21 protein-coding genes are annotated in these 25,079 nt (G+C 49.8%); 12 read left to right on the forward strand and 9 right to left on the reverse strand.

Going from position 1 to position 25,079, the window contains the following annotated elements; all coding sequences use genetic code 11:
• Window positions 1–99: 99 nt before the first annotated feature.
• From SD10_RS22785 to treF, 4 genes are all read right to left on the reverse strand, one after another.
• A complete protein-coding gene (locus SD10_RS22785) occupies window positions 100–1,755 on the reverse strand; it encodes a glycerol-3-phosphate dehydrogenase/oxidase (protein ID WP_046577021.1) in 1,656 nt (551 codons plus the stop codon).
• A gap of 131 nt (window positions 1,756–1,886) precedes the next feature.
• Window positions 1,887–2,504, reverse strand: a complete 618-nt coding sequence (locus SD10_RS22790; protein ID WP_046580006.1) for a hypothetical protein — start codon at window positions 2,502–2,504, stop codon at window positions 1,887–1,889.
• 98 nt (window positions 2,505–2,602) lie between these two features.
• Window positions 2,603–3,355, reverse strand: coding sequence for an outer membrane beta-barrel protein (locus SD10_RS22795; protein ID WP_046577022.1), 753 nt, complete (start codon window positions 3,353–3,355; stop codon window positions 2,603–2,605).
• Window positions 3,356–3,494: 139 nt separating this feature from the next.
• Window positions 3,495–5,042, reverse strand: a complete 1,548-nt coding sequence (treF, locus tag SD10_RS22800) for an alpha,alpha-trehalase TreF (protein ID WP_046577023.1) — start codon at window positions 5,040–5,042, stop codon at window positions 3,495–3,497.
• Window positions 5,043–5,320: 278 nt separating this feature from the next.
• On the opposite strand from treF, the gene SD10_RS22805 reads away from it, so the two are divergent.
• Together SD10_RS22805 and SD10_RS22810 are read left to right on the forward strand one after the other, a co-directional pair.
• A complete protein-coding gene (locus tag SD10_RS22805) occupies window positions 5,321–6,283 on the forward strand; it encodes an NADP-dependent oxidoreductase (protein ID WP_046577024.1) in 963 nt (320 codons plus the stop codon).
• A gap of 8 nt (window positions 6,284–6,291) precedes the next feature.
• The gene (locus SD10_RS22810) at window positions 6,292–7,200 is read left to right on the forward strand and encodes a helix-turn-helix domain-containing protein (RefSeq protein WP_046577026.1); all 909 of its coding nucleotides are present in this window, start codon (window positions 6,292–6,294) and stop codon (window positions 7,198–7,200) included.
• 146 nt (window positions 7,201–7,346) lie between these two features.
• On the opposite strand, the gene SD10_RS22815 is transcribed toward SD10_RS22810, so the two are convergent.
• A complete protein-coding gene (locus SD10_RS22815) occupies window positions 7,347–8,936 on the reverse strand; it encodes an N-acyl-D-amino-acid deacylase family protein (RefSeq protein WP_046577027.1) in 1,590 nt (529 codons plus the stop codon).
• Window positions 8,937–9,303: 367 nt separating this feature from the next.
• Between SD10_RS22815 and SD10_RS22820 the strand changes: the two genes are divergently transcribed.
• The 3 genes from SD10_RS22820 (at window position 9,304) to SD10_RS22830 (ending at window position 13,566) form a co-directional block, all read left to right on the forward strand.
• Window positions 9,304–11,298 (forward strand): M1 family metallopeptidase, encoded by a 1,995-nt coding sequence (locus SD10_RS22820; RefSeq protein WP_046577028.1) that lies wholly within the window; start codon window positions 9,304–9,306, stop codon window positions 11,296–11,298.
• A gap of 26 nt (window positions 11,299–11,324) precedes the next feature.
• Window positions 11,325–11,819, forward strand: coding sequence for an NADH-quinone oxidoreductase subunit C (locus SD10_RS22825; protein ID WP_046580008.1), 495 nt, complete (start codon window positions 11,325–11,327; stop codon window positions 11,817–11,819).
• Window positions 11,820–11,895: 76 nt separating this feature from the next.
• Window positions 11,896–13,566, forward strand: a complete 1,671-nt coding sequence (locus SD10_RS22830; RefSeq protein WP_046577030.1) for a hypothetical protein — start codon at window positions 11,896–11,898, stop codon at window positions 13,564–13,566.
• A gap of 122 nt (window positions 13,567–13,688) precedes the next feature.
• On the opposite strand, the gene SD10_RS22835 is transcribed toward SD10_RS22830, so the two are convergent.
• Together SD10_RS22835 and lpdA are read right to left on the reverse strand one after the other, a co-directional pair.
• The gene (locus SD10_RS22835) at window positions 13,689–15,053 is read right to left on the reverse strand and encodes a M28 family peptidase (protein ID WP_046580009.1); all 1,365 of its coding nucleotides are present in this window, start codon (window positions 15,051–15,053) and stop codon (window positions 13,689–13,691) included.
• A gap of 90 nt (window positions 15,054–15,143) precedes the next feature.
• Complete coding sequence (gene lpdA, locus SD10_RS22840) at window positions 15,144–16,544, reverse strand: dihydrolipoyl dehydrogenase (protein ID WP_046577032.1); 1,401 nt, start codon at window positions 16,542–16,544, stop codon at window positions 15,144–15,146.
• 233 nt (window positions 16,545–16,777) lie between these two features.
• On the opposite strand from lpdA, the gene SD10_RS22845 reads away from it, so the two are divergent.
• Window positions 16,778–17,347, forward strand: a complete 570-nt coding sequence (locus SD10_RS22845) for a hypothetical protein (protein ID WP_046577034.1) — start codon at window positions 16,778–16,780, stop codon at window positions 17,345–17,347.
• 17 nt (window positions 17,348–17,364) lie between these two features.
• On the opposite strand, the gene SD10_RS22850 is transcribed toward SD10_RS22845, so the two are convergent.
• The gene (locus SD10_RS22850) at window positions 17,365–19,545 is read right to left on the reverse strand and encodes a tetratricopeptide repeat-containing sensor histidine kinase (protein WP_046577035.1); all 2,181 of its coding nucleotides are present in this window, start codon (window positions 19,543–19,545) and stop codon (window positions 17,365–17,367) included.
• Window positions 19,546–20,056: 511 nt separating this feature from the next.
• On the opposite strand from SD10_RS22850, the gene SD10_RS22855 reads away from it, so the two are divergent.
• The 3 genes from SD10_RS22855 to nth all read left to right on the forward strand — a co-directional run bounded on the left by SD10_RS22855 (window position 20,057) and on the right by nth (window position 21,615).
• Window positions 20,057–20,656 carry an RNA polymerase sigma factor gene (locus SD10_RS22855; RefSeq protein ID WP_046577036.1) on the forward strand — a complete coding sequence of 200 codons (600 nt, stop codon included), beginning with the start codon at window positions 20,057–20,059 and terminating at the stop codon, window positions 20,654–20,656.
• Entirely contained in the window at window positions 20,631–20,882 is a 252-nt protein-coding gene (locus SD10_RS22860; protein WP_046577037.1) for a hypothetical protein, read from the forward strand. Before SD10_RS22855 ends, SD10_RS22860 begins: the two co-directional genes overlap by 26 nt.
• A gap of 88 nt (window positions 20,883–20,970) precedes the next feature.
• Window positions 20,971–21,615 carry an endonuclease III gene (nth, locus tag SD10_RS22865; RefSeq protein ID WP_046580011.1) on the forward strand — a complete coding sequence of 215 codons (645 nt, stop codon included), beginning with the start codon at window positions 20,971–20,973 and terminating at the stop codon, window positions 21,613–21,615.
• Between the two features lie 72 nt (window positions 21,616–21,687).
• Here the strand turns inward: nth and SD10_RS22870 are convergent, their stop codons facing one another.
• Window positions 21,688–22,107, reverse strand: a complete 420-nt coding sequence (locus tag SD10_RS22870; protein WP_046577038.1) for a nucleoside-diphosphate kinase — start codon at window positions 22,105–22,107, stop codon at window positions 21,688–21,690.
• Between the two features lie 218 nt (window positions 22,108–22,325).
• Between SD10_RS22870 and SD10_RS22875 the strand changes: the two genes are divergently transcribed.
• The 3 genes from SD10_RS22875 (at window position 22,326) to rdgB (ending at window position 25,032) form a co-directional block, all read left to right on the forward strand.
• Window positions 22,326–23,342, forward strand: coding sequence for a DHH family phosphoesterase (locus SD10_RS22875; RefSeq protein WP_179945474.1), 1,017 nt, complete (start codon window positions 22,326–22,328; stop codon window positions 23,340–23,342).
• Between the two features lie 127 nt (window positions 23,343–23,469).
• Window positions 23,470–24,387: an FKBP-type peptidyl-prolyl cis-trans isomerase gene (locus SD10_RS22880; protein ID WP_046577042.1), complete on the forward strand. Its 918-nt coding sequence runs from the start codon at window positions 23,470–23,472 to the stop codon at window positions 24,385–24,387.
• Window positions 24,388–24,453: 66 nt separating this feature from the next.
• The gene (gene rdgB, locus SD10_RS22885) at window positions 24,454–25,032 is read left to right on the forward strand and encodes an RdgB/HAM1 family non-canonical purine NTP pyrophosphatase (protein ID WP_046577046.1); all 579 of its coding nucleotides are present in this window, start codon (window positions 24,454–24,456) and stop codon (window positions 25,030–25,032) included.
• Window positions 25,033–25,079: the final 47 nt, after the last annotated feature.

The following is a 25,079-nucleotide window of genomic DNA, read 5'->3' on the forward strand; positions in this document are numbered from 1 at the left end:
CTGTACTGCCCCAAACAGCAAACCAATCCACTAAATGCTCAGGGAGTATGAAGCTGGGCACTTTTCCCGTTTGGCGTCAATGAGAGAGATTAAGTCCAATCAGCTGGTTTCTACTGCTGACTGATTGGCCGTTAGGCCGGCCTGCCTGATAAACGACTCCAATAAGTTTTGATACGCTTGTATCTGCTCAATCCGGTAAGCATCGTCCCAGGCTAATTCATTGGCCATCAGACGAGCTACCTGTGGTGTTAGCTGAGCGGTTAGCTGCCAGTTGGAGAGTTCAAGTCGCCACCGACGAGCCAACACATCACGCAGGGTAACGGCCATTTCTTCGCGCACCTGGTACACTACTTCGGCCTTAATAAAGGGCTGGCTATCGGTTAGCTTTTCGGCCAGAAGGGATTGCTTGCTGGTGAGTTGAGCGACGCGTTCAGCCCGGTTTCCATACGTTTGCATCAGGTGCTGGCACACATCGGCGGGTAAGCCATACTGAGTTTGCAGGACCTGCCAATCTTCGAAGCGATAGGCTTCGCCCCCAATCAGGTAGTGCGTTTCCGTGCGGCCGGGAACCGTTCGTTTCAGGAGTTCACCCGCCCGGTCAACCGCGTCTTGGGCCATGAGCCGGTAGGTTGTCCACTTGCCACCCAGCAAACTCAGCAAACCCGACTCCGAGTCATGTTCAACTTCATGGTCGCGAAGCAGTGTTTTTGTATCGGCACGGCTACTCACGATCAGCGGCCGAATGCCCCCAAAACCAGCCTGTACCTCCGCCCCAAGTGGCGTTTTTGCCAAATAAGGCTTTACGGTTTCGAGTAGGTAATCGACCTCGTCCGGCTCCAGCACCGGTTCCTGCGCTAAATCCGAATAATCGTTGTCAGTTGTTCCCACAAACACTTTATCGCCAAATGGAATGGCAAAAACGACCCGTCCGTCTGCCGTTTTCGGAATCAGTATGGCATAATCACTTTGCAGGGTTTCGCGGGGCAGTACAATATGCACGCCCTTGCTGGGTCGAATGCGCGGTTCGAGGTCGGGGTTAGCCAGCAGTCGAATCCCGTCGGCATAAGGACCGGTACAATTCAAAAATACGGTTGCCCGAACGTTAATGATCTCTCCTGTCAGTTGATCCTCAACAACAGCCGTTTTGAGCTGGCCTTTTTCCCGCCCAAAGCCAGTAACAGCGGCATAATTAACAACCGCAGCACTCGCTTCGTCGGCCGAATGGGCCAGGGCTAGCGCGTAGCGCGCATCGTTAAACTGGCCATCGTAATAGAGTACCGCACTGTGCATCTGGCGCGTGAGCATCGGGCTTTTTTCCAAGGCCTGTACCTGATTAAGCCAGCGGCCTTTGGGGAAGGCATCATGACCGGCAATGAAGTCGTAGAGTGACAGCCCAATGGTCATATACATACCCTCAAACCAACTGAATACGGGTGTTAAGATGGCCAGCGGGTGGGCTAAATGAGGAGCATTTCGAATGACGGTTCGGCGTTCGGCCAGCCCATGACGCACCTGCCGTAGTTGCGCCAGATCAAGCTTTTTAATGGCCTGTTCCAGATAGCGGACCCCGCCATGAATCAACTTTGTGGAACGGGAGGAGGTTTCTCCGGCGAAATCACCCCGGTCAATGAGCGCTACGCGGTAACCGCGCAAGGCTGCGTCCAAAGCAGCACCAGCACCACTAGCGCCCGCCCCGATTATACAAATATCAAACGTTTCCTGCCGCAGCCGCTCCCAGTTTTTTTTCCGATTCATACGTAAAGGTACACGGTTATTGGCTAAGTTAATCAACAACGAACATCATCTGACCTCTGTCTAATTAGGTATAATACAGGACGTTTAGTTCACTGCATACCCACATGCGGCACCTCGCCCCAATCGCTTGCCTAGCCCGAAAAACTCCGGCTACGGCCACCAAAAAAACCGCTGCGGCCACCCGATGGCCGGACAGTTCGGGTTACCCGCGATGTACGAATATTCTCGCCAACCTGCGTTGACCGCTGATAGAGGCCTGGATTCGCATACACACCAGCACCGTATCGACGTTGATCATCGCGGTATTGAGAGGAATTGGAGCGACCCAGCATATAGCCCAGACTGCCCCAGAGCAACGCGTTGGCTAAACCATTGTGATGGTGCGCCTGATAACTATTGGGATTGTTAAAATAGGTGCTTGTTGACTGGTCTGTTTCAACAAGTTTCTTGGCGGCTTCAACGCTCAGTGTGTCCCGATGGCCATCGAAGTAACTAACGATAGCCCCCGCCTGGCCGGGGCCTGTTTGTACTTCGTCGGTAATTTTAAAGTTGCCGGGAGCCGTCTCAGTAATGTAGGTTCGAACGCCTTTCTGGAAGCTTGTTTCGGTTCGTTCACCCGCTTCGTCGGAATTATTGCTGCCGCAACTCTGCAACATAGCGGCCCCATTGAGGAGCGCCAGACTAAGAGTAGCACTGAGGGTAATGTCTTTTACGCGCCGAAGAACGGCATGCTGACGAAGGGGTGTCATGGCCTGAATAATATGATGTTCAGCCACTAAACTACGGCGCTAAGCCGAGGGTTACAACCCGATGTGGATGAACCGTCGGCTTAGTCAATCAACGGTCGCTAGAAGGGACGGAAGCTGTTACCAAATAATATAGTTACACCGGCCGATACACTAACGACGCTAACGACTCTATTGCTGCTATAAATCAAACTTTCTGAACGAATAGATCCGTTCGTAGCGGTCGACGTCAGGTTATTGAAGGTAAAATCGGCACGGCTGTAGTCGGCGTTGAGATTAAGCGCTGTGCTTCGGCCAAGGCGATACCGCAGGGTTAGGCCGCCCCCCAGCGACAACGCCGTACTCTGGGCACCGGTTGTCTTCACCGACATTTCAGTTGTTCCGAAGTTACCAGCCATTGCCGTATTGGGCAGCACCGCCAAAGCCCGGCCAGCCAGTAAGCGTCCATCTATGGAAAAGAGACCCATCGGAATAGAGATGTAGGGGCCAGCCATCACGCTGAGAACAGACCAGTTATCGGCTTTAGCCGTCCAGACATCGGAGTCGTTGCGGTAGAGCGCACTGAGCATGGCGCTGGTATTCACTGTATTTCTGTGCTGTTCTCCCCGAATCATAAGACCAATGGGGCCAGCAACCCGATAACCGGTTGATACGTTAAAGGCAAACCCTTGGCCGGCCATACAGGCCTGTCCATCAGCGGGTTCACAACTGGCATACCGTCCAACGGGGAGACTGGCTCCTGCCGACACGGAGAAAAATCCTTTTTTATCCTGATGCGATAAAATAAACGTCTTCTGACAAAAAGCAGCGGTGGTCATACCAGCGGCCAACACCGTGATGAAGAGCTTTTTCATGGCTAATTACTTATCGAGTAAGGTAATAAAGCTCACTCTACAAATTCAGTGCCATAAATAATGAGTGAAAGAATGAATGAGTGAAAGAGCGCAAAATAGCCCGGCAGAAGGGATGCGCGCGTCTGCCTTATTCGCTCTTTCACTCATTAACTCTTTCGCTCTTTACATCCTTCTCCATCGCCACATACACGCCATTCGTCCAGCCGAAGCCGTCCTGGTTAGGGTACTCACCCCCGCCGGTGGTCAGAGCCGCGTGAACAACATTATACTTTTCCATCATTTTGCCCGTGGCCCGAAATACTTTGTCATTTAAATCCATCCAGCGGTTTCGGCCTTCGCGCGCGGTTTCGACAAAGCCATAATTTATTAAGGCCTGATAAACAATCCATTGTAAGGGAGCCCAACCGTTAGGCCAGTCCCATTGCTGCCCTGTTTGATGAAGTGTAGTGACCCAGCCACCCGGCTGCAGGAAGTCAGCTTTGAGCCGGTCATGAACGCGGGCTGCCTGCTGGGGCGTGGCAAGCTTGAAAAATAAAGGGAACACGCCCGCTAACGTTACGGCCTCCGTTTGACATCCTTCGACAACGTCGTAGTCATGAAAGAATCCAGTGTCTTCGTTCCAGAACGTTTGCTGAATCGCCTGCGCACGCTGGTTACTCAATTCAGCAAATTTTTCGCTTGGAGGTCCTGCTGCATCAGGCTCGTCGGGTATCGTTTGCAGGGCTGTTTCCAGTGAATAGAGCAGGCAGTTCAAATCGACGGATAAAATGTGAGCCGTGTGAATACTGGTCATCGTTTTCTGATCGCGAAACCAGCGGCTACTAAAATCCCAACCAGATTCGCAGGCCGACCGGATGTGATTGTATAGCTCGTCAGGTACAACCCCCAGTGGTTCGGCGCTGTGCGACAAGTCAACTTCCTGCCGGTAGGCTTCCGGTCGAGGCCGCGGGGTATCGTCCCAATAGCGATTCAGTACGTACTGACCGGCTACCTTCGCAACGCGGCTACCCATAGGCGTTTCATCAGAAAGTTTCTCCTGGTTTTGCATCCAGAAATCGTGTTCACGCAGCAATTGAGGCTTGTAGGTTGCCCATGTTTCAGGTCCCGCAGCCTCAGCCAGCAGACCCACCATCAATGCAAAATAGGGTGGCTGCGACCGGCTTAGAAAATAGGTTCGGTTCCCGTTCGGAATAAAGCCAAACTCATCAATCAGAAACGCAAAATTATCGAGCATGGCCCGAATCAAATTGGCTCGTCCAGCTTCTTTCAGGCCAAGCATAGTAAAGTAGGTATCCCAATAGAAGATTTCACGAAACCGCCCACCTGGCACAACATATGGATTCGGCAGCGGTATGCGCGAACTACCGTCGATTGATGCTCCATCGGCCTGGCGCGTGAGGTGATCCCACAGTCGGTCGATATGTTCAGCCGTGCTGATGGATGTATCGCTTACATACTTATCCGCCACTTTTTCGGGCATAGTAAAATAAGCATGCACAAACGCACTCAGATCAAAGTCAGGCTGGCTTTTCTGGCTCTCGTATTGCGCAACGACTTCGGCCGGAGCCTGTTTAGGCGTACAGTCTACAAATGTTTTGGAGTCGGCGAAAACACGGCTAAGTTGTACATCACTGAACAGATTACCGAACAGTTGATCGGGAGATTGAGGAAATGCTGAATTTGCCAAAATGCAAAAAGACGTTTCAGATAGTTTACCGCAAAAGGACTACGTAACCGTTTGGGTTCAATTAGAGTGAAAAATGTATGATATGGAAAGATCGTATAATATATTGGTACTATCCCAGAAAGGTACGAGAATCGTTACAATTGGTTCACCGGTGCGATCCACTGTTGCGATAGGGCTGCTTATAGGCTGTTTTGGCTAAGACAAAGGGCATTCTTACTAAATCTGATTTCAATTGGTTGATGACATTTGCTTCATCAATTAACTAAAAGCGGATTGGTATGAGAGCAGTGAGAATTCACGAATTTGGTGGACCAGAAGTCATGAAGTTAGAAGACATAGAGCGTCCTGTTCCAGCAGCTGATGAAATTTTAATCAACGTGTATGCCAGTGGCGTCAATCCTACAGATTGGGCAATTCGGGAAGGCGGCAACGACGTGTTAAGGCCTTATTTAACATTGCCTTTGACACTAGGCTGGGATGCAGCAGGCGTTGTCGAAGCAACAGGCAGCGACGTAACCTCCTTGAAGAAAGGCGATGCTGTGTACGGTGTTCCTAATTTCCCCGGCGATGGTAGTTATGCAGAATATTGTGTGGCCAAAGCAAGTCAATTTGCCCTCAAGCCTGAAAGTATCAGTTTCAAGGAGGCTGCGGGTGTACCCCTGGCTGGGCTCACAGCTTGGACGGCTCTCTTCGAACACGGAAAGTTGCAGCCAGGACAACGCATTTTAATTCAGGGTGCATCGGGGGGCGTTGGGGGGTTTGCAGTACAGTTTGCCAAGGCAAAAGGGGCTTATGTCATTGGGATTGCTTCGGCGAGCAACCTGAATTACCTAAGGCAGCTTGGTGCCGACGAGGTCATTGATTACCGGAGCCAGCCGTTTGACGAGTTGGTACACAATGTTGACGTTGTGTTCGAAGCGTCGCCACTGCGTGATAACCAGGAGCGATTGAAATCAGTGACCGTATTGAAGGAAGGAGGTATATTCGTAACCGCCAACATAGACTTGCCGTTTAATGATACAGTGTTGGCAGCCTTGTCCAGGAAACAGGCTAAAGGCGAGCTTGCAGTTAACCAGCCCAGGCAGGACTGGTTAGCCGAAATGGCCCAGCTGATTGACGAAGGCAAGGTGAAGGTTTTTGTCAGCAAGGTGTTTCCGTTGGAGCAGGTGGCCGAAGCTCACCGCGAAAGTCAAACCTGGCATGTTCGAGGCAAATTGATTCTGGAAGTACGCCAGGAATAACAGACACTATGAAGCATTTTAAAACGATCAGCGAGTTTCATACTTTCAGAAATCTGCCTAAACCGCTGCATCCGCTGATCAGTCTCATCCATGTTGATCATGTGAAGCAATTACATCACGACGAACCGACGAGTCTGGTGTTTGATTTCTATAGCATTGCTCTAAAACGAGTATCTAATATAAAGATGAAATACGGGCAGCAATCCTTTGATTTTAATGAAGGTATTCTGTCGTTTATGGCGCCTGGACAGGTTATCAGCCTTGACCTTGTGAATACCGATGATGAAGTCAACCAATCAGGATGGGTGTTAAACATCCATCCTGATTTCCTGTGGAATACGCCCCTGGCTAAAACCATCAGGCATTACGATTTCTGGAGTTACACCTTGCATGAAGCCTTGTTTCTGTCGGCAAAAGAAGAAGCCATGCTCAACAACATTAGTGAAACTATTGAGCAGGAATACCACGCTACCATTGACCGCTTCAGCAAGCAGATCATTATCTCACAACTGGAAACGTTGCTCAATTATTCCGATCGGTTTTATCATCGCCAATTCATTACCAGAGAAAAGGCGAATCATCAGGTGTTGGAACGTTTGGAAGAATTGCTTGATGCTTATTTCGATAATGACTCCTGGGATAAAGGGGGGCTGCCAACGGTTCAGCATATTGCCGGCCAATTGAATCTTTCGCCGAAGTACTTAAGTAATCTGCTACGTACGCTGACCGGTCAAAACACCCAGCAACACATCCATGAAAAACTGATTGAAAAGGCCAAAGAAAAACTTTCAACCACGGACTTATCGGTTGGTGAAATTGCCTACGCATTAGGCTTCGAGCACTTGCCATCGTTCAGTAAATTGTTCAAGACAAAAACGAATCAATCGCCTTTGGCATTCAGAGCTTCGTTTAATTGACAGAGATGGGTTTCTGCTGGCAAATGGGCGACGTAGCCTGTTCGTTTAGCCACTTGTTACCTTGTGCTTTATCACATTCGCCAAACTATTGTATAATCAACCACACCTGCCTTAAATAGAAGTCTGGTAAAGTCATGGACCTCTTCTCACTTCACATAACCCGGTCCCATGAGTAGCTGGCCCGGGCGCTGGCCGGTATGCCGGTTATTTTCAACAACGGGCGTGCCGTTCACTAATACCCAGGAAATACCCGTGGTGTAAGCATGAGGCTGGTCGTAGGTCGCTTTATCGGAAACTGTTTTTTCATCAAACAGGACGATATCGGCGGCATAACCTGGCCGGAGTAGCCCCCGATCTGTGAGCTTAAATCGCTGCGCGGGTAAGGAAGTCATACGCCGAATGGCTTCTTCCAGGGGAATAACATGCCGCTCGCGTACATAACGGCCTAATACACGGGCATTGGTGCCATAGGCACGAGGGTGCGGCATGCCCGACCCCAGTTTAGCCACTCCGGCGTCCGACGCGATCATAGTATTTGGGTAGCGCATAATGGTTTCGACATCCGTCTCCGACATGGTGTGGTATACCATCTGTATTCGTTTCAGGTTGGCGCGCTCCATCAACTCCATAATGAGATCGGCTTCCGTGGCTGCGGAATTCTTCCGGCCCAACTTCTGATTGATGGCGCTAATGCTCATTCCGTTGAAACTGGAATCGGGTTTATAGCTGGCAACCACGGCATATTCATAGTTCTTACGCAGGTTTTTCGCCAGACCATCCAGCATCTCAGCCCTGATTTTAGCACGGGAAACAGGATTCCTAAACCGGGCTAGCACCGCAGAATCGCCGTCGGCCAGCGCCCAGGAAGGAACAATACTCTCCAGCGACGTGCTGGAGGCCGTATAAGGATACTGGTCAACGGTCACATCGAGCCCCTCGCGACGAGCCGCTTCTACAAGTTCAACGGTCTCGGTGCTTTTCCCCCAGAGCGGTTTACTAGCGACTTTAAAATGCGATATCTCGACGGGAATCTTAGCTTCCCGACTAATCAGAATCGCTTCTTCAACCGCCTGTTTGACGTTCTGTCCCTCGTTGCGGATATGCGACGCGTAAACTCCGCCATAGCGCGAGACCATTTTGGCCAGATTGACCACTTCGGGTGTTCGGGCATAGGTGCCTGGGGTGTAAATTAGCCCCGTTGACAAGCCTACGGCCCCATCTTTCATTGCCTGCTCCACCCGGCTTTCCATCTCGGTTTGCTCGCGGGCGGTTGGCTCACGAAACGCCATTTTCATCACGTTCATCCGCACGGTATTATGCCCGATCAGCGACCCCAAATTCACCGAAATACCCTGCATTCGAAGGGTGTCGAAATACGTACGGAGATTCGTGCTTGAGCCCCCGCAATTGCCCGTGATCATCGTGGTTACACCGTCGAATATGAAATTGGGAGCGCCGGGCTGAGCTTCCAGACTGCCTTCTACATGGGTGTGTACATCAATAAAACCAGGAGCAACAATGAGCCCGGTGGCATCAATGGTCCGTTTGGCATCGGTTGGCGCGAAGGTACCTAGTCGAACAATTCGGCCATTCTGAACCGCTACATCGGCGTATATCCAGGGGTTACCCGTCCCGTCGACGACACGACCATTTTTGATAATAAGATCATACGGCTGAGCATATATTAGACCGGAGACGAAAAACCATACGAAAAGAAGCAGGAAACGATAATGCATTGATTGTCTGGCGAGGTTGTATAAAAGATAAATCGGTTATCAATGTGGCTGTTTTTCAGGTGAAAACAAAACCACTCTAACCTAATGTAGTGGAAATTTTGCAGCTGTACGAAGCACTCACCAGGCCAAAACTAGCTATCGCACAGCCTCGCCGGAAGAGCGATTATAAATTTTGGTTTTCGAAAAGAGTCAACTCCGATATAATTGGGCACCCAGAAAGCGATCGTACACCAGCCATTCGGAAAACTGGGTGTGTGATCGATAAGCCTGCTCAACAGACGGCCATCTGGCATAGGCACCTCAGTTGTTGGTTGCAATCCCGCGTGGTTTTTCGGTACTTAGCCACTTGTACCGAATTAGCCCGGCTATGAATCAAATTTTGTCCCTGCTCCTGCTGGGTATGTCGTTGAGCAGCGTTGCGCAGCCAGCCAAGCCTATTTTCCCAACGCCCCTAAGCCCACGTCTGGCCAACTACCAGATTGACGTGACGCTGGACCCCGTTTCCAAGAAAATTAACGGCCGCGAAACGCTGACCTGGCGTAACCCTTCCAACGATGTTATCCGGGAGTTGCAGTTTCACCTCTACCTGAACGCGTTTCGCAATGAGAGATCAACCTTCATGCGGGAGTCGGGCGGGCAGTTGCGGGGTGCTGTGATTGACCGAAATGCGAAAGAAAATCCGTATGGCTCCATCGATATTGTTTCGATGAGCAGGCGCAGTGGCCAGTCGGCGGGGAACGCGCCGGGCACATCGGAGCCGCTGGCTTACCAGTTTATTCAGCCCGACGACCAGGCAGCCGGGACCCAAAACAAAGACGATCATACGGTTATTCGGGTACCATTGAGCAAGCCCGTTGGACCGGGCGAGACCGTAGTTCTTGACATTGCCTTTCAAGCTAAGCTCCCCAAAATATTCGCCCGCACCGGTTTTAGCCGGGATTTTTTCCTGGTAGGACAGTGGTTTCCTAAAATTGGGGTTTACGAACCCGCCGGAACCCGGTATGCGAAAGTAGGCCAGTGGAACTGCCACCAGTTTCACGCTAATTCTGAGTTCTATGCCGATTACGGCGTTTACGATGTGAACATCACCACACCCAAAGCGTATTGGGTAAGTGCCACGGGCTTGTATCAGTCCGAGAAACTGCATAGCAACGGGACCAAAACGATTCTGTACCATGCCGAAGATGTCGTTGATTTTGCCTGGACAGCCTCGCCCCATTTCAAGGTTATTGAAGACAAGTGGAAACGCCCCGATGGTGGTTTTGTCAGTCTGGAACTGGTGATGCAGCCGGAACACGCCCACCAGGCGCAGCGACATCTTGATGCGATTAAAGCGGCATTAGCCTATTTTGACAAACACCTGGGCAAATACCCGTTCCCGAATCTGACCATCGTTGACCCGCCATTCCATGCGCAGGGTTCCTTCGGCATGGAGTATCCCACGTTTATTACCGCCGGAAGCGCCTGGTTCCTGCCGGCCGGCGCACGGTTTCCGGAGGAGGTGACCATTCATGAATTTGGGCATCAGTACTTTATGCAGTTACTGGCAACCAACGAGTTTGAAGAAGCCTGGCTCGACGAGGGTTTCAACCAATATTATGAAGGGCGGATTATGGACGCTACTTATGGCGCTCGCTCCTCGCAGATCGACTTGTTGGGTTTTGGAATGGGCGACCTGGAAAGCTCGCGGGATAGCTATGTGCATCAGGATAACCCGGCCATTGGATCGTCATTTGGCAATACCTGGCAATTGCCTGAAGGGCAATATGGCGTGCTGACCTACTCCAAAACGGCCACCTGGCTACGGACGCTCGAAGGCCTGGCCGGTCGGCCGGTGATGGACGAAATCATGCAGACGTATTTTAACCGGTGGAAATTTAAACACCCCGACGGCCAGAACTTCATCGACATCGTGAATGAACTTGTGCCTAAGCGCCTGGGCACTAAATATGGCCCTGATATGAACTGGTTTTTCGATCAGGTCTTATATGGCGACAAGGTGATTGATTACGAACTTATTTCGTTAAAAAACAGAACCCAGGCTGGCCGGAAACAGAGTGTCATCACGGTCCAACGCAACGGCGACGGAACAATGCCCGTTGATGTGCTGGTGCATTTTGACAATGGGCGTGAGCTACTGTTGTTCTGGGACGGCAAGGGCCGTCAACGCCAGTTTACTGTAACTGAAAATGCTAAAGCAGTGTGGGCCAATGTCGATCCGAAACAGAGGATTTACATGGATACCAACCTGAATAACAATAGTTTAACTTTAACGCCATCTTCAGCCCCAGCGGCTAAATTTGCCACTAAATTTTTGTTCTGGATCGAAAACTGGATGCAATGGCTGGCCTGGCTGGCGTAGTGTTACAAGCTATATTTTTAACGATAATGACCTTCGCTGAAATAACTAACCTCCTTTCGCTACACTTCGGGCCTGATACCGTAGTAGACAACACCCAGAATCTGCAGCCTTATCTGACGGTCCCAACTGGTCAACTAGTCGATATTTGCCAGTTCTTGCGTGATGACGAACGACTCTTTTTCGACCTGCTGGCTTGTATTACAGCCATCGATAATGGGGCGCAGGCCAACACCATGGAAGTTATTTATAACCTTACGTCCATTCCTTACGAGCACAACCTGATGCTCAAGGTAGTGGTGCCACGCACAACGAGTGGTGCAAAACTACCCGTTGTGCCCAGTGTAGCCCATGTCTGGCGAACCGCCGACTGGCACGAGCGGGAAGCGTTCGACCTGGTTGGTATTCAGTTTGAAGGCCATCCCGATCTACGCCGGATTTTGCTACCCACCGATTGGATTGGCCATCCACTTCGCACCGATTATCAGGAAGAAGAGCAATACCATGGAATAAAAACAAAATAAGCTGTCGACATTTCAGCGCATTTGTTGACTGTTTTCGGTTTTCGGTTGTTATTGCTCTATCTGTATGCCTAAACCAATGAAAAATCTTTCCCGGCCCTTTTGTAGTGGATTGTTAAGTACGCTCCTGTTCATTTCTTTTCTAAGCCCTGCCCAAACCGACTCGGTTATCGTGACGGGCCGAATTCGAAATCTGTCGGCCCGGCTGTACCGGGAGTCGCCTACGGTTTTGGTGAGCCGCAATAACATTCTGCAGGCCAGCCGTGAGCTGGTTCGTCCGGCTCCCCTGGCTGTCGATGGCACCTTTCGGGTATCGCTGCCGCTTACTTATTCGCAGGAGGAAATGTATTTTAACTACGGACGCATATCAACGGCGTTTCTGGCCGCACCCGGCGCTCTAACGATTGACCTAGATGCAGACTCGCTGTTTACGGCAGCCGTTCCCTTTCGATTTGGGGGTGTCAACGCCCAGGTGAACAGTCAGTTTGCCCGCTACAAAGCTTTTGAAGCGGCTTTTCCCGATAAGCCGGACGGCAAGAAACTCACGACACAAGTAGCTAGTTTGTCCAGCGAACGAGCGCTTGAGGTGCTCACCAAAGCCTATCAGGCACCTTTTGTGGCCTTTAGTCGAAAAGAAAAAGCGTTTCCGCTGGTTTCCCGCTGGATCACGTCGAGCAATCGTTACAATGCAGCCGCCTTCTTGTATGACAAAGCCGCTTATGAAGCCGAAAAGATCCCGGTTTCGCTGACGGATTCGCTCCGTCCGGCCAATGATAATATACTGACCGCAGCCCGTACTTCGGCCATGAATCGCTTCGCCAGCTACGCCACCCAACGCGTGATGACGGAGTCAACGAATAGTCGCTCGAACGGGCTTACGGTGCGCGCGTTGTCAATTTTGCTGGAACGGTATGGCAAGAATCTGACGGCCGATGAACGCCTTCGGCTTAGCGATTATGCGCTGGCAAACTCGGCTAAATCATCGGATTTAAAGTTTTTCGATGGCCTGATCAAACGGAGTCCCGATACACTTCAGCGGCTGGTCAATTACGAAACCTTGATTCAGCGCAGTATCCGGCAATTCGATAGTTTGGCGGTAAACTACATTGCCGCCTACTGGTTAGCGACTTCCCTGCCTGGTCTAACGCTCAATTTTGCCGAGCTGCTGTACGACTATGGTCGTCCGCAGGTAAAAGACCCCGCTTTGGCACAATCACTCGACGAGTTGTATCGGCTTGAAGTGAAAGACAGTACCCGCATCCGGGCAGCTATCGAAACGCTGAAAAAAGCCGGCAATACGGCCTCTTCGTTAGAAATTTCACCCGGCGTTTTCGTCACAAAATCGACGCTTGCCGGTGGCTTTTCGCTTTTTGACAAGGTGGTTAATGCAAACCGGGGGAAAGTAATCTACCTGCTTTTCTTTTCGCCGACCGACGAAGCCGCCCGGCAGGCGGCCATTGATGCCCAGCGCCTGCGAAACGCCTACAGCTCGCGCGATTTCTCGCTCGTTTATCTGCCATTGCCGGGTACTGATCAATCCTTATGGCCTGAAATTTCTACCCGGTATAATCTCGCCGGTGATCATCTTTTATTAACGGATAATCAATTGCTTGATGTCGTTGAGCGGCTCCGCTCCGACAATGACCTTTCAGGAACAGTCATTAATCGAACGGGAAAGATCGTAAAACGAAACGCGCCCTTGCCGGGCGCGTTTGATGAAGTCAAGAAATTGATTGACAAAAATCTGTAGATCAGCTAAATCAGCACGGTACCGTTTATTTTGCCCACCAGCATTTGGTCTTCAGGGTGTTGACACTTGCATGGCGGCCAGAGCAGCGTTCAAATTAACCTTGTTTCCGCTTAGCTCAACTTCTATAATCCGTGTTGATCCAGCAAATACACCAGGGCCGCCATGGAAGCAGCACCGAGTTCAAGTTCGCGCTGACTAACGGTCTCAAATTTATCAATTGTCGTGTGGTGGTAATCGAAATACCGTTGAGAATCAGGCTTAAACCCAAACAGGACCGTTCCTGATTGCGCTAACGGGCCAATGTCGGCTCCGCCCCCACCAGCGCCAATTTCCAGAAGACCGTAGGGCGCCAGCAGTGGTTTCCAGGGCATTACTTTTGCCCGTTGATCGGGCGTACCCACAATCCCAAAGCCGCGTGGCGTGAATCCTCCATTGTCGGACTCGACGGCAGCAATGTGTTTTTCGTTGTTCTTTTTGGCTAGGTCAGCATATTGCACCCCGCCCCGAAGGCCGTTTTCCTCGTTCATGAACATAACCGCCCGAATGGTACGCTTTGGCCTGATACCCAGGACTTTCATAATTCGGAGAACTTCGATAGACTGTACACAGCCCGCACCATCGTCGTGCGCCCCTTCGGCCAAATCCCAAGAATCCAGGTGGCCACCCACAACAATGATTTCATCGGGTTTTTCGCTGCCTTTGATTTCGCCCACTACGTTGTATGACTTGGCATCGGGCAGGGACTCGCAATTTTGTTTGAAATAGAACATCAGCCCTGGGTTCTCCGCTAAAGACTTGCTCAATAAATCGGCTCCGTTGGTGCTTATGGCTGCCGTCGGAATCAGCGGAACACCGGTGCCGTAGCGCATGCCGCCCACGTGCGGGTTATCGTCGTGTATGTTGGTCATGGAGCGTACAATAGCACCAACAGCCCCCAACTTAGCGGCTTCTGTAGCGCCATTGGCCCGCTGGTCGACCGCTCCGCCGTAGGCTTCGAAGGTATTGATTTTGGTCGGGTCCATGGGGCGGTTAAAAAAGACAATCTTACCCTTCACTTTATCCGGCCCTAATTCCCGCAATTCAGGGAAGCTTTTCACTTCAATAACGCCAGCCTCGACACCTTTTGGACCGGTGGCCACCGAACCGCCCAGGGCAGCAATCGGCACCGTCGTTTTCTGTTTTCCAATGCGAATATAGGCTTCTTCTTTAGCGCCCCGCACCCAATACGGCACCATCACATCCTGCAAAAACACCCGGTCGAACCCCTCTTTTTCCATGACCTGTTTCGTCCAGTCAACAGCTTTCTGAGCACCTGCCGAACCGCTCAGGCGCGGGCCAATCTGTTTTGTCAGGTAACGCAACCAATCGTACGACTTGCCATTGGCGAGGGCTTCGTTATAGATTTTCCGGATGGTGACCGAGTCGGCGTTTTGCGCCTGGGCATACCCGACCAGCACCGTAAAGAGAAGCGTAATTGTTTTTTTCATTGTAGCGGCTGTATTGGTTAAGAAGGCAATATACAGAAAAGCCCGGCTGCTTTCCAGCAACCGGGCTTGTGTGCATGTATGTTCTGGCAATTACATATTGATCGCCCGATTGTCGGTAGCAGCCAGACAGGCTTCTTTGAACGCTTCGGTATAGGTTGGGTGCGCGTGCGACATACGTGATACATCTTCGGCAGAGGCCCGGAATTCCATGGCAACAACTGCTTCGGCAATCATATCGGCGGTGCGGGCACCAATCATGTGAACGCCCAGAATCTCGTCGGTTTCTTTATGAGCCAGCACTTTCACTAATCCATCCACGTCCATGCTCGCGCGGGCACGACCCAGTGCCTTAAACGGAAACGAACCGACTTTATACGGAATACCTTCCTGCTTCACTTCCTCTTCGGTGTATCCGACCGATGCTACTTCTGGCCAGGTATAGACCACACCCGGAATCAGCCGGTAGTGAATATGCGGCTTCTGCCCAACGATGGTTTCGGCAATAAACGTACCTTCCTCTTCGGCTTTGTGCGCCAGCATAGCACCCCGAATAACATCGCCGAGTGCATAGATGTGCGGAACGCTTGTCCGGAGGTAATTGTCTACTTCAACTTTCCCCCGAGCATCAGTTTTCAGGCCAGCCGCTTCGAGGTTTAATCCATCGGTATAGGGGCGACGGCCAACCGACACCAGGCAGTAATCGCCGGTGAGAGTGATCTGTTCGCCCTTGGGTGTGTCGACGCTGACAACGACTTCATCGCCCGTGTTCTCCACTTTGGTCACTTTATGGCTGAAGTAAAAATCGGCACCAAGTTTTTTGATAGCCTTTTGAAGTTCTTTGCCCATCGTTTTGTCCATGGTTGGAATCATTGAATCGGCAAACTCCACAAATGACACTTTCGAGCCGAGCCGGGCGTATACCGACCCTAATTCCGCGCCAATCACACCCGCGCCAATCACAATCAAGTGCTTCGGAACTTCAGAAAGTGTAAGTGCTTCGGTGGACGTGATCACCCGCTTTTTATCAATTGGCATCGAGGGAAACGACATCGGCTTCGACCCCGTTGCAATCACGATGTTTTTGCCTTTGATAATCTGTTCCGAGCCATCTTCCTTGGTAATTTTGATGGTATGCGGATCGACAAACGAGCCAAAACCATGCAGCTCGTCGATCTTGTTTTTCTTCATCAGAAAGGTGATTCCTTTCGTTGTCTGATCGACCACGCTAGCCTTGCGGGCAATCATTTGGGCCAGATCGACCTGCAGGTCGGCCAGCTTGATTCCATGCTCGGCAAACGTGTGGGCAGCATTGTAATAATGCTCTGACGAGTCGAGTAGCGCTTTCGATGGAATGCAGCCTACATTAAGACAGGTGCCACCCAGCGACTGGTATTTTTCGATAATGGCCGTTTTTAGTCCGAGTTGGGCACAGCGAATCGCGCCTGTATAGCCACCCGGCCCCGAACCAATGAAAATCACATCGTATTCCATGAATGAAATTATTTTTTTGATGGTTGTGGCTTGAGGTTTGTTGCTAGCTCACGGCCAAATCCGTTGCCCGCTGGACAACCGAAAACCTCAAACCACAAACATCAACCTGTTTACCAAGAAAGCATTCTGACTGCAAATTTGGTTCAGAATTTGATTACCCAAACCGATTTGTTAAAAATCGTGTTGGTTCTATCGTAAGGTTCTCTTCATCAAGGGCCGTTTTATCTTGATTTATGCGTTTCGTTTATCTTGTTCTTCTCTTATCCACACTGGTAGTCAGTAGTTGCAACGACCCGGCTCAGCAAACACAACCGAACGTTTATTATGATGTGTTAAGCTATGTGAAAGGCCAGATCACTGACTTGTCGGCCAAAAAACCTCTCATCAGCAAGACGGTTGCCATCAATGAAAAGCGGAATCAGCAAACGACCCGCGAGATTAACTGGACGCGCGAGCTGGAATTATTCACGCAGGCCGATATCAACAAACCCGCCCTTCGTAGCAGCTACCAGATTACCCGGCCCGATTCGCTCACGTATCAGTATACTCTGAAAAATTCGGAGGAGCGGTTGACGGTTCGGTCGCTTACGGTGCGTCTTGATGCGGCTACGCACAAGCCAAGCCGCATTGACGCTGTTTTGCAGACCAAGAACCCACTTTATTCGTCGGAACGTCGTTTATCCCTCCACAGTGGGCCTGGCGTCAATACAGGTTGGGGTATTCGGCATTATACAGTATCGGGTTTCCAGAAACTACCCTATTTCGACAAGAATGAATTTCTGGTTGACGGGCGGTTGCAATAACGACTGGTTACAGACGATCAGGCCATGGCCAGATTTGAGGCAACAGGCAGGATAAAAATAAATGTGGTGCCTTCTCCTTTGCTGGAGTGAATCTCATAACGCCCCTGAATAAGATCCATACGAGCCTGAATATTATGAAGGCCCATACCGGTGGCATCGGTTGGGTCCATACCACAGCCGTTATCCTTTACGATCATATTCAGTTCGTTGTTGAAACGCCGAAACAGAATATCGGCCTCCGTAGCTTCCGAGTGCCGAAGAATATTGCTACAAAGCTCAATGCAGATTGAATAGAGGTTAAACTCAGCCGTTTTGCCTAAGCGAGGTAATTCTTTATTATCTAACCGAAATGTTATTTTCTGGGTCAGGTTGAGTTTGGTCACTAATCGTACCAAGGCTTCCGACAAGCCTTGCTTCTCTAATTCGTCGGGCTGCAAATTATGCGACAGGTAACGAATTTCGGCAAAGGCCTCTTTGGTCATGTTTAGTAAATTGTAATAAATCTTCTGTTCCCCCTCGGCCATGTGTGCCGGGTTCAGCGCCGACATGCTGGTTTTTATAGCCGCAAGTAGGCCCCCCAAACTATCGTGCAGATCGGCAGCCATACGCTTTCGTTCAAGCGTTTGTCCACGCAGGAGTGCTTCTTCAATTTCCCGATTTTTAGCCCGCAATTGATCATTGGCTAATTTCAACTCAACTGTTCGGGCAAACACTTTGTCTTCCAGATCCCGATTCAGCCCTTCAATCTCCCACTTCTGGCGGTTGATCAGCCGATTTTTACGGTAATAAACCATCACAAAGCCAAGGAGCATGGCCAACCCTCCGACCATAACGACCCGCATCAGATTGGCCTGCTGAATGTCGTGCCTCAGCTTATCAATATGTGCCCGATTCTCTAATCGGCTTTTCTGCGATTCGGCGCGGAGACGCTCCGTTTCGATTCGTTGCCGAAGCTGGCTCACACGGGTTTCTCCGGCTAATTGGTCGCGTTCAGCTTCAGCCCGTAGCCGGGCAATTTCGGCCTGTCGGCGAATATTCAGTAACTGCTGCTGTTGAATAACACGTTCTTTATCGGCAGCAAGACGAATTTGGTTGATGTCGTACTTCTTTTGTACAGTTGATAGTTCTTCTACCCGCTTCAGGTTTGTCAGACTATCGCGAAGCGTACTATATTCTTCATACATGGTGAGTGCCTGAGCGGGTTGATTGGCCAATCGGTAAGCCTGGTACAGCGATTGAGTCGCCATCTGCCGTATTCGATTAAAACCCAGCTCGCGGGCTACGGCAACGGCTTTCTCGCCAAACTCAATAGCCAATTCTGGCTTGTTGGTTAACGTATACCCCTCCGACAGTCGTGCCCACACAGCCGCCTGGCCACCCCGATCCTTTAGTTGGGTCCAAACGGTAAGTGCATCGTTAAAATAGTTAATAGCTTCCAGGGGCTGATGCCGACTGAGGAAAAAATCGCCCAGACGTTCGTTTGTGTACGCCACATTCACTTGCGAGCGTGCCTCCAGGGCAATCTTCAAACTGGTTTCAAACTGCTGGCGTGCCAGTTCATACTGACCGCGAATTTCATACACCTCACCGAGCTGAGTAATTGCCTGACTAGTGAGTAATTTCCTGTTCTTGGGCGTTAATGATGTATTATACCCTAGCAAAGTCTGTGAAAGCTGGTAGCTTCGGAGGGCGTTATCATATTCTTTCAGCAGGAGATAAATATCACCCATATTCATCTGAACCTGCCAGCGGGGAGAGCTTTCGCGGGGTAGCTTTATACATAACTCAGAGGCCCGCTGATTAATGCGTAGCGCCTGGGGGAAATCGCCTTTAATGGTTCGAATGTAATGCTCCTGCAACATCATAGCCCGCACGGCATACAGCGTATTGTGATAGCGCAAAGCCTGCTCTTCCAACTGCCTGGCATAGAGAAAGCTGCTATCACGCTGTGTGCCACGCATTTGCTTAAATACCAGTGCCATAAACCGTAACCCCTCCAAACGTAACGTATCGTTAGGCAAGGATCGGGGCAGCCCGCTGGCAATCTGCCGATGTATTCGGCCCAGAGAAAGTAAGCTATCCATGTAAACGGCATCGCCCCGCCGGTCAAAGTTTAATTCCGGCAATTTAGGACACGCTTGTCCGAAGCAGGCCGTATAGCAGCCAAGCAATATGATTACAGGCCAACGTGATTTCATAGGGCATGTATCAGCTTATCCAACAGCTGATAGGAGACTCTAAAGTAAGTATTTACTACAGTAAATCAATAGGTTGGGCAAAAAATGTAATCCTACTCATGACCCATCGACAGGCGATTCGCAATTTTACAAGGCAATGCACTGAAGCGTGTATAGGCTAAGATTGGCGGTGAAAGCATTCGATGACATATTAAAAAATAAGCTAAAAATTTAATGTTCGTTTAAACGTATCGTATTCATTTAAATCTATAAAAAACTATCGAACGTAAGTACAATTAATTCTCTGAATAAGCTATATTTGGTTAAAGGAGTACGGCTCGGTGCTTTTCCTGAAGAAAAAATAAGTTTTTAGTAGAAAAGCTACCGTTTGGCAGATTTTTTGCAACATATATTTGCAGTTATGCCTATTTTTTTCTTACTTTTAAGGCTGGAAAAATAAAAATTCTCAAAAACTTAATACGCTATACACTATCGAAACACTGCTCTACGTTACCTAATTGTCTTACTGAAAATGGAAAAAGCCCAGGTAAACGACAGTGAGTTGATTTCCCTGTACATCCGTGGTAATGAAAAAGCCTTTGCGAAACTAGTGCAACGGCACAAATCGAAGATTTACACGACAATTTACCTGATTGTTAAAGATCAGTACATTGCAGAAGACTTAATGCAGGACACCTTTATTAAAGCAGTGGACACCATTAAGTCAGGTAGATACAACGAGGAGGGAAAATTTCTACCCTGGATTATTCGAATTGCTCACAACTTGGCCATTGACTATTTCCGAAAAGATAAACGCTACCCTAGTGTGGTGTTTGAAGACGGAAGCAGTGTTTTCAATACGCTTGAGTTTGCGGAGGATTCAGTTGAATCACTCCAGATTCGACAGGAAACACACGAGCATTTGCGCGAACTGATTCAGCGATTGCCGGAACAACAGCGTCAGGTGCTTATCATGCGGCACTACGAGGAAATGAGTTTCCAAGAGATTGCCGATGCAACCGGCGTCAGCATCAACACGGCTTTGGGGCGTATGCGTTATGCGTTAATTAATTTGCGCAAACAACTAAGCAAACGTTCGCCGAGTTATGATAAAAACCTTTACCCAAGATGATGTGATCCGGTATGTCTATGAGGAGACCTCGCCAGAGGAAAATCTGCTCATTGAAGACTCCCTAATGACGGAACCGGAATTGATGACGTTCTTTCTCGAAGCCCTCGAATTACGGGCTTTGATGAATAAGATCGAACGTGAACCCCGTCGAAATACGGTTCAGTCAATCCTAAATTATTCAAAAAACCATCCGGCAAATCCACCTGCTCGCCTACGCCAAACGTAAGCGACAAATGGATTTGCCGATCTTAGTGTCCTAGGCTTTGCCTGTGTATCCGATGGGTATTCAGGCAAAGCCTAAGATGCGTAGTACCATGCAAAAAAAAGAACGGTTCCGGCGCTTCATCGAGTACTTCACAGTACATTACCCGGAGCCTAAAACAGAGTTGAACTTTAGCAACCCCTATGAGTTGCTGGTAGCAGTTATTTTGTCGGCACAATGCACAGACAAGCGCATTAATCAGATTTCTCCCGCCCTGTTTGCCCGCTTTCCAGAAGCAGAATCGCTGGCCGCGGCCTCGTCCGACGAAGTCTTTACTTATATCCGTAGTGTTTCCTATCCAAATAATAAGGCCAAACATCTGGTCGGGATGGCCAGAACGCTAATGGAGCGATATGGGGGAGAAATTCCGGCGACGGTAGAGGAATTGCAGACACTGCCGGGCGTAGGCCGCAAAACGGCTCACGTGATTTTATCGGTAGTTTACAATGAGCCAACCATGGCGGTTGATACGCACGTATTTCGGGTATCGCATCGGCTGGGCTTGGCTCCGTTAACGGCCACTACGCCCCTGGCGGTCGAGAAAGCATTAATGGCGCATATCCCTAAACAACACGTTCCAAAAGCGCACCACTGGCTCATTCTGCACGGCCGCTACGTATGCCTTGCCCGAACGCCTAAGTGCGGAGTTTGTGAGTTGAGGGAGTTTTGTAAGTATTATGAGAAGGTAGTAAGCTGATAAGTAGCTGGCGCATCAGCAGACGCGCAAAAGCAACCGTCCTGCGTCAGCCACTTATTACTTTACCGCTCATTAATACTGTTCTGTTCCTGCGAAGAAGAAGCTACCTTCTATAGCTGCATTTTCATCTGAATCGGAGCCATGAATTGCATTGGCTTCAAGTGATTTAGCAAACAACTTACGGATGGTACCTTCTTCAGCCTGGGCCGGATTGGTGGCACCAATCAGTTTACGAAAATCAGCAACTGCATTTTCTTTCTCCAGAATCATCGGGATGATAGCGCCCGAGGACATGTACGTACGCAAGCCATTGTAGAACGGCCGTTCACTGTGCACGGCATAGAACTGGCCAGCCCGTTCGGTCGTTAGTTGGGTCTTTTTCATTGCTACGATCCGGAAACCCGCTTCCTCAATCAGTTTAATAATTGCTCCCGTATGCCCCGCTTCTACAGCATCGGGCTTAATCATAGTGAATGTTTGGTTCGTTGCCATTCTAAATGTTTATATCCAAATTTTATTTCCCTTCGCGGGTCGCCCGCAAATGTAAGGCTTTACCCGATAAATGTCATGTTGTGTTTATTACAAGCCTGTCTACAAGGAGAACGCCGAGCATTGAGGAGCAAAGTTATTGGCAACGATAGCTAAATCATCAATCGGAATTAGTATTATTCGTACTTTTGGGTTTCGATTATGGCCAAGGCCATTTCTATATGCAAGACATTGAAGCAATTGGTGCAGTTATTGGGCAAGCCCAAACCGTACTGATTACGACTCACCAAAATCCCGATGCTGATGCGATGGGGTCATCGCTGGGGCTGGCGGGCTACCTTCGCAAAAAAGGCCACCACGTAACGGTTATTACACCAACCGATTATTCTCAGAACCTTCATTGGATGGCGGGTAATGACGGCGTTATTGCGTTTGACGAAAAACTACGCGTATCGGTTAGTCAACTCATAGCCGAAGCTGACGTTATCTTTTGTCTTGATTTTTCAAGCCTCGACCGTATTCGTGAATTAGCCCCCCTCGTGCGCCAGTCCCGCGCCCGTAAAATTCTGATCGACCATCATCTGGAACCGGAGTCCTTTGCGGACCTCGCCCTGTGGGATCCAACGGCAGCTGCTACCGCTGAATTAGTTTTCCAGTTGATTGTGGCACTGGGCGACAAAGACCTGATCGATATTCCTATTGCGGAATGTTTATATTCAGGCCTAATGACGGACACCGGATCGTTCCGGCACCCGAATACAACGGGGAACGTTCACCGCATGGCGGCCGAACTAGTAGACCTTAAGATTGATGTCAGTAGCATTCACCGACGCATTTTTGACAATGTAACGATTGATAAGTTTCGATTGCTGGGGTATGTATTGAATGAAAAACTGCGGGTTTTACCAGAATACAAGTTTGCTTACATTACCCTTACTGACGCTGAGCTAAAGCGGTATCGTTCTAAAACGGGCGACACAGAAGGCATGGTCAACTACGCGCTGGCAGTTGAAGGCGTGGTGATGGCGGCAATTTTAATTGACCGAAACGACGAGATCCGCATCTCATTTCGTTCTATAGGTAATTTTTCTGTACGTGACCTGGCCAATAAGCATTTTGATGGCGGTGGGCACCGCAATGCCTCCGGCGGACGATCCAAACTGTCTCTGGCGGAAACAGAACAAAAACTACTAACCGTTTTGCCCGAATACCAGCAGCTGTTGCTGGAAACAGTGTAAAAATTACGGTGTTCGGTTTATAGTTTACGGTAGTAAGCCGATGTAGTCCGAGTATAATTACCGTAAATCCCGGCGGGGAACCGCCAGCAGCGTAAACGCATTTTAAGTATAAACCAAGTAATCTCTCATGTCTCTTAAAAATTTCGGGAAAGCCGCCCTCCTTGTCGCTGTTGTTGCGGCCTGCGGTAAGAACCGCCAACAGGTGACGGAAAACGGCCTGAAGTACACAATTCACGAACAAACCGAAGGAAGCCGGAAAGGTAAAGTTGGGGATATTCTTACGCTCCACCTGACCTTGATGAATAACAAGGATTCCGTTCTGCGCGATACCCACAAAGAAGGCGTTCCCTTCCAGATGCTGTTGCAGGTTCCTCCTTTTAAAGGCTCTTACGAAGAAGGGTTAACAATGCTTGGCAAAGGGGATAGCGCCACGTTCTATGTCAGCGCGGATTCGCTCTTCACACGTGCCATGCAACCATTACCTCCAGGTGTTCAGAAAGGCACCGACATCGGTATCGCCGTAAAGCTTTTGAACGTACAGACCGAAGAGGAGTATAAGAAAGCTCAGGCTATCGATATGGAGAAGCAGAAAGGTATTGATGCCAAGGTTATTGAAAATTACCTCGCTAAAAATGGACTGACGGGTAAAGCGCAAAAGACCGAGTCAGGAGTGTATTATGTAGTAACACAACCCGGTACTGGCCCAACGCCCAACAAAGGGGATGTCGTACAGGTGCATTACACCGGAAAGCTGTTAGATGGTAAAGTATTCGACAGTTCGCGAACAAACCCCCAGGCAGGTGGCAAACCGGCGCAGTTTCAGATTGGGGTTGGCATGGTCATTCCAGGCTGGGAAGAGGGCGTTAGCAAATTGCACAAAGGCGAGAAAGCTACGCTGATCATTCCGTCGACGCTGGCTTATGGCCCACGCGGAAATCAGGGTATCGCCCCAAACTCCGTTCTGTTGTTTGACATCGACCTGATCGATATCCAGAAAGGCCAACCGGGTCAGGGACAGCCAGGCATGCCACAGCCAGGTCGGTAAGCTAACACGCTAATTTTATCGAAAGCCGTTTGCAGTTGCGACTGTAAACGGCTTTTTTTGTTGCCTATGGAATTATGCTTTGCTACAAACAATGAACACAAATTAGCGGAAGTCGCTGCCAAACTTGGTGATGCTTTTACACTAAAGACACTACTGGACATTGGTTGTACCGATGAACTACCCGAAACGTCAGGAACGATTCCAGGCAATTCTCGCCAAAAAGCTGATTATGTCTGGACACACTTCGGCGTTTCCTGCTTTGCGGATGATTCTGGTCTGGAGGTCGATGCCTTACGGGGTGAGCCGGGTGTCGATTCGGCACACTATTCAGGTAGCCGGAATCACGAACAGAACATTCAGAAACTACTGAGTAACCTGGCCGGCGAAAGCAACCGAAAAGCCCGCTTCCTTACGGTGTTTACGCTGGTACTACACGGGGTTGAGCACCAGTTTGATGGTATCATTAACGGGCAGATACTAACAGCCCCACGCGGAACGGGCGGCTTTGGCTACGACCCTGTTTTCCTACCTGATGGATATGACCGTACGTTTGCTGAAATGACAATTGATGAGAAAGGCCTTATCAGCCACCGGGCACAAGCGCTGGCCAAAATGATTGCGTATTTGAAGGAGCAGACCATGTAGTTTGGTGGTGCGGCATTCCGACCTCTAGCCGTCGTAGCTGTAGGCTT

It is taken from the genome of Spirosoma radiotolerans, assembly GCF_000974425.1.
Taxonomy (GTDB): domain Bacteria; phylum Bacteroidota; class Bacteroidia; order Cytophagales; family Spirosomataceae; genus Spirosoma; species Spirosoma radiotolerans.

What these genes read in the sequence shown, in the direction of transcription:
- SD10_RS22785 (WP_046577021.1), bottom strand. Translation starts at nt 1,755, where the DNA reads ATGAATCGGAAAAAAAACTGGGAGCGGCTGCGGCAGGAAACGTTTGAT.
- SD10_RS22790 (WP_046580006.1), bottom strand. Translation starts at nt 2,504, where the DNA reads ATGACACCCCTTCGTCAGCATGCCGTTCTTCGGCGCGTAAAAGACATT.
- SD10_RS22795 (WP_046577022.1), bottom strand. Translation starts at nt 3,355, where the DNA reads ATGAAAAAGCTCTTCATCACGGTGTTGGCCGCTGGTATGACCACCGCT.
- SD10_RS22805 (WP_046577024.1), top strand. Translation starts at nt 5,321, where the DNA reads ATGAGAGCAGTGAGAATTCACGAATTTGGTGGACCAGAAGTCATGAAG.
- SD10_RS22810 (WP_046577026.1), top strand. Translation starts at nt 6,292, where the DNA reads ATGAAGCATTTTAAAACGATCAGCGAGTTTCATACTTTCAGAAATCTG.
- SD10_RS22815 (WP_046577027.1), bottom strand. Translation starts at nt 8,936, where the DNA reads ATGCATTATCGTTTCCTGCTTCTTTTCGTATGGTTTTTCGTCTCCGGT.
- SD10_RS22820 (WP_046577028.1), top strand. Translation starts at nt 9,304, where the DNA reads ATGAATCAAATTTTGTCCCTGCTCCTGCTGGGTATGTCGTTGAGCAGC.
- SD10_RS22825 (WP_046580008.1), top strand. Translation starts at nt 11,325, where the DNA reads ATGACCTTCGCTGAAATAACTAACCTCCTTTCGCTACACTTCGGGCCT.
- SD10_RS22830 (WP_046577030.1), top strand. Translation starts at nt 11,896, where the DNA reads ATGAAAAATCTTTCCCGGCCCTTTTGTAGTGGATTGTTAAGTACGCTC.
- SD10_RS22835 (WP_046580009.1), bottom strand. Translation starts at nt 15,053, where the DNA reads ATGAAAAAAACAATTACGCTTCTCTTTACGGTGCTGGTCGGGTATGCC.
- lpdA (WP_046577032.1), bottom strand. Translation starts at nt 16,544, where the DNA reads ATGGAATACGATGTGATTTTCATTGGTTCGGGGCCGGGTGGCTATACA.
- SD10_RS22845 (WP_046577034.1), top strand. Translation starts at nt 16,778, where the DNA reads ATGCGTTTCGTTTATCTTGTTCTTCTCTTATCCACACTGGTAGTCAGT.
- SD10_RS22850 (WP_046577035.1), bottom strand. Translation starts at nt 19,545, where the DNA reads ATGAAATCACGTTGGCCTGTAATCATATTGCTTGGCTGCTATACGGCC.
- SD10_RS22855 (WP_046577036.1), top strand. Translation starts at nt 20,057, where the DNA reads ATGGAAAAAGCCCAGGTAAACGACAGTGAGTTGATTTCCCTGTACATC.
- SD10_RS22860 (WP_046577037.1), top strand. Translation starts at nt 20,631, where the DNA reads ATGATAAAAACCTTTACCCAAGATGATGTGATCCGGTATGTCTATGAG.
- nth (WP_046580011.1), top strand. Translation starts at nt 20,971, where the DNA reads ATGCAAAAAAAAGAACGGTTCCGGCGCTTCATCGAGTACTTCACAGTA.
- SD10_RS22870 (WP_046577038.1), bottom strand. Translation starts at nt 22,107, where the DNA reads ATGGCAACGAACCAAACATTCACTATGATTAAGCCCGATGCTGTAGAA.
- SD10_RS22875 (WP_179945474.1), top strand. Translation starts at nt 22,326, where the DNA reads ATGCAAGACATTGAAGCAATTGGTGCAGTTATTGGGCAAGCCCAAACC.
- SD10_RS22880 (WP_046577042.1), top strand. Translation starts at nt 23,470, where the DNA reads ATGTCTCTTAAAAATTTCGGGAAAGCCGCCCTCCTTGTCGCTGTTGTT.
- rdgB (WP_046577046.1), top strand. Translation starts at nt 24,454, where the DNA reads ATGGAATTATGCTTTGCTACAAACAATGAACACAAATTAGCGGAAGTC.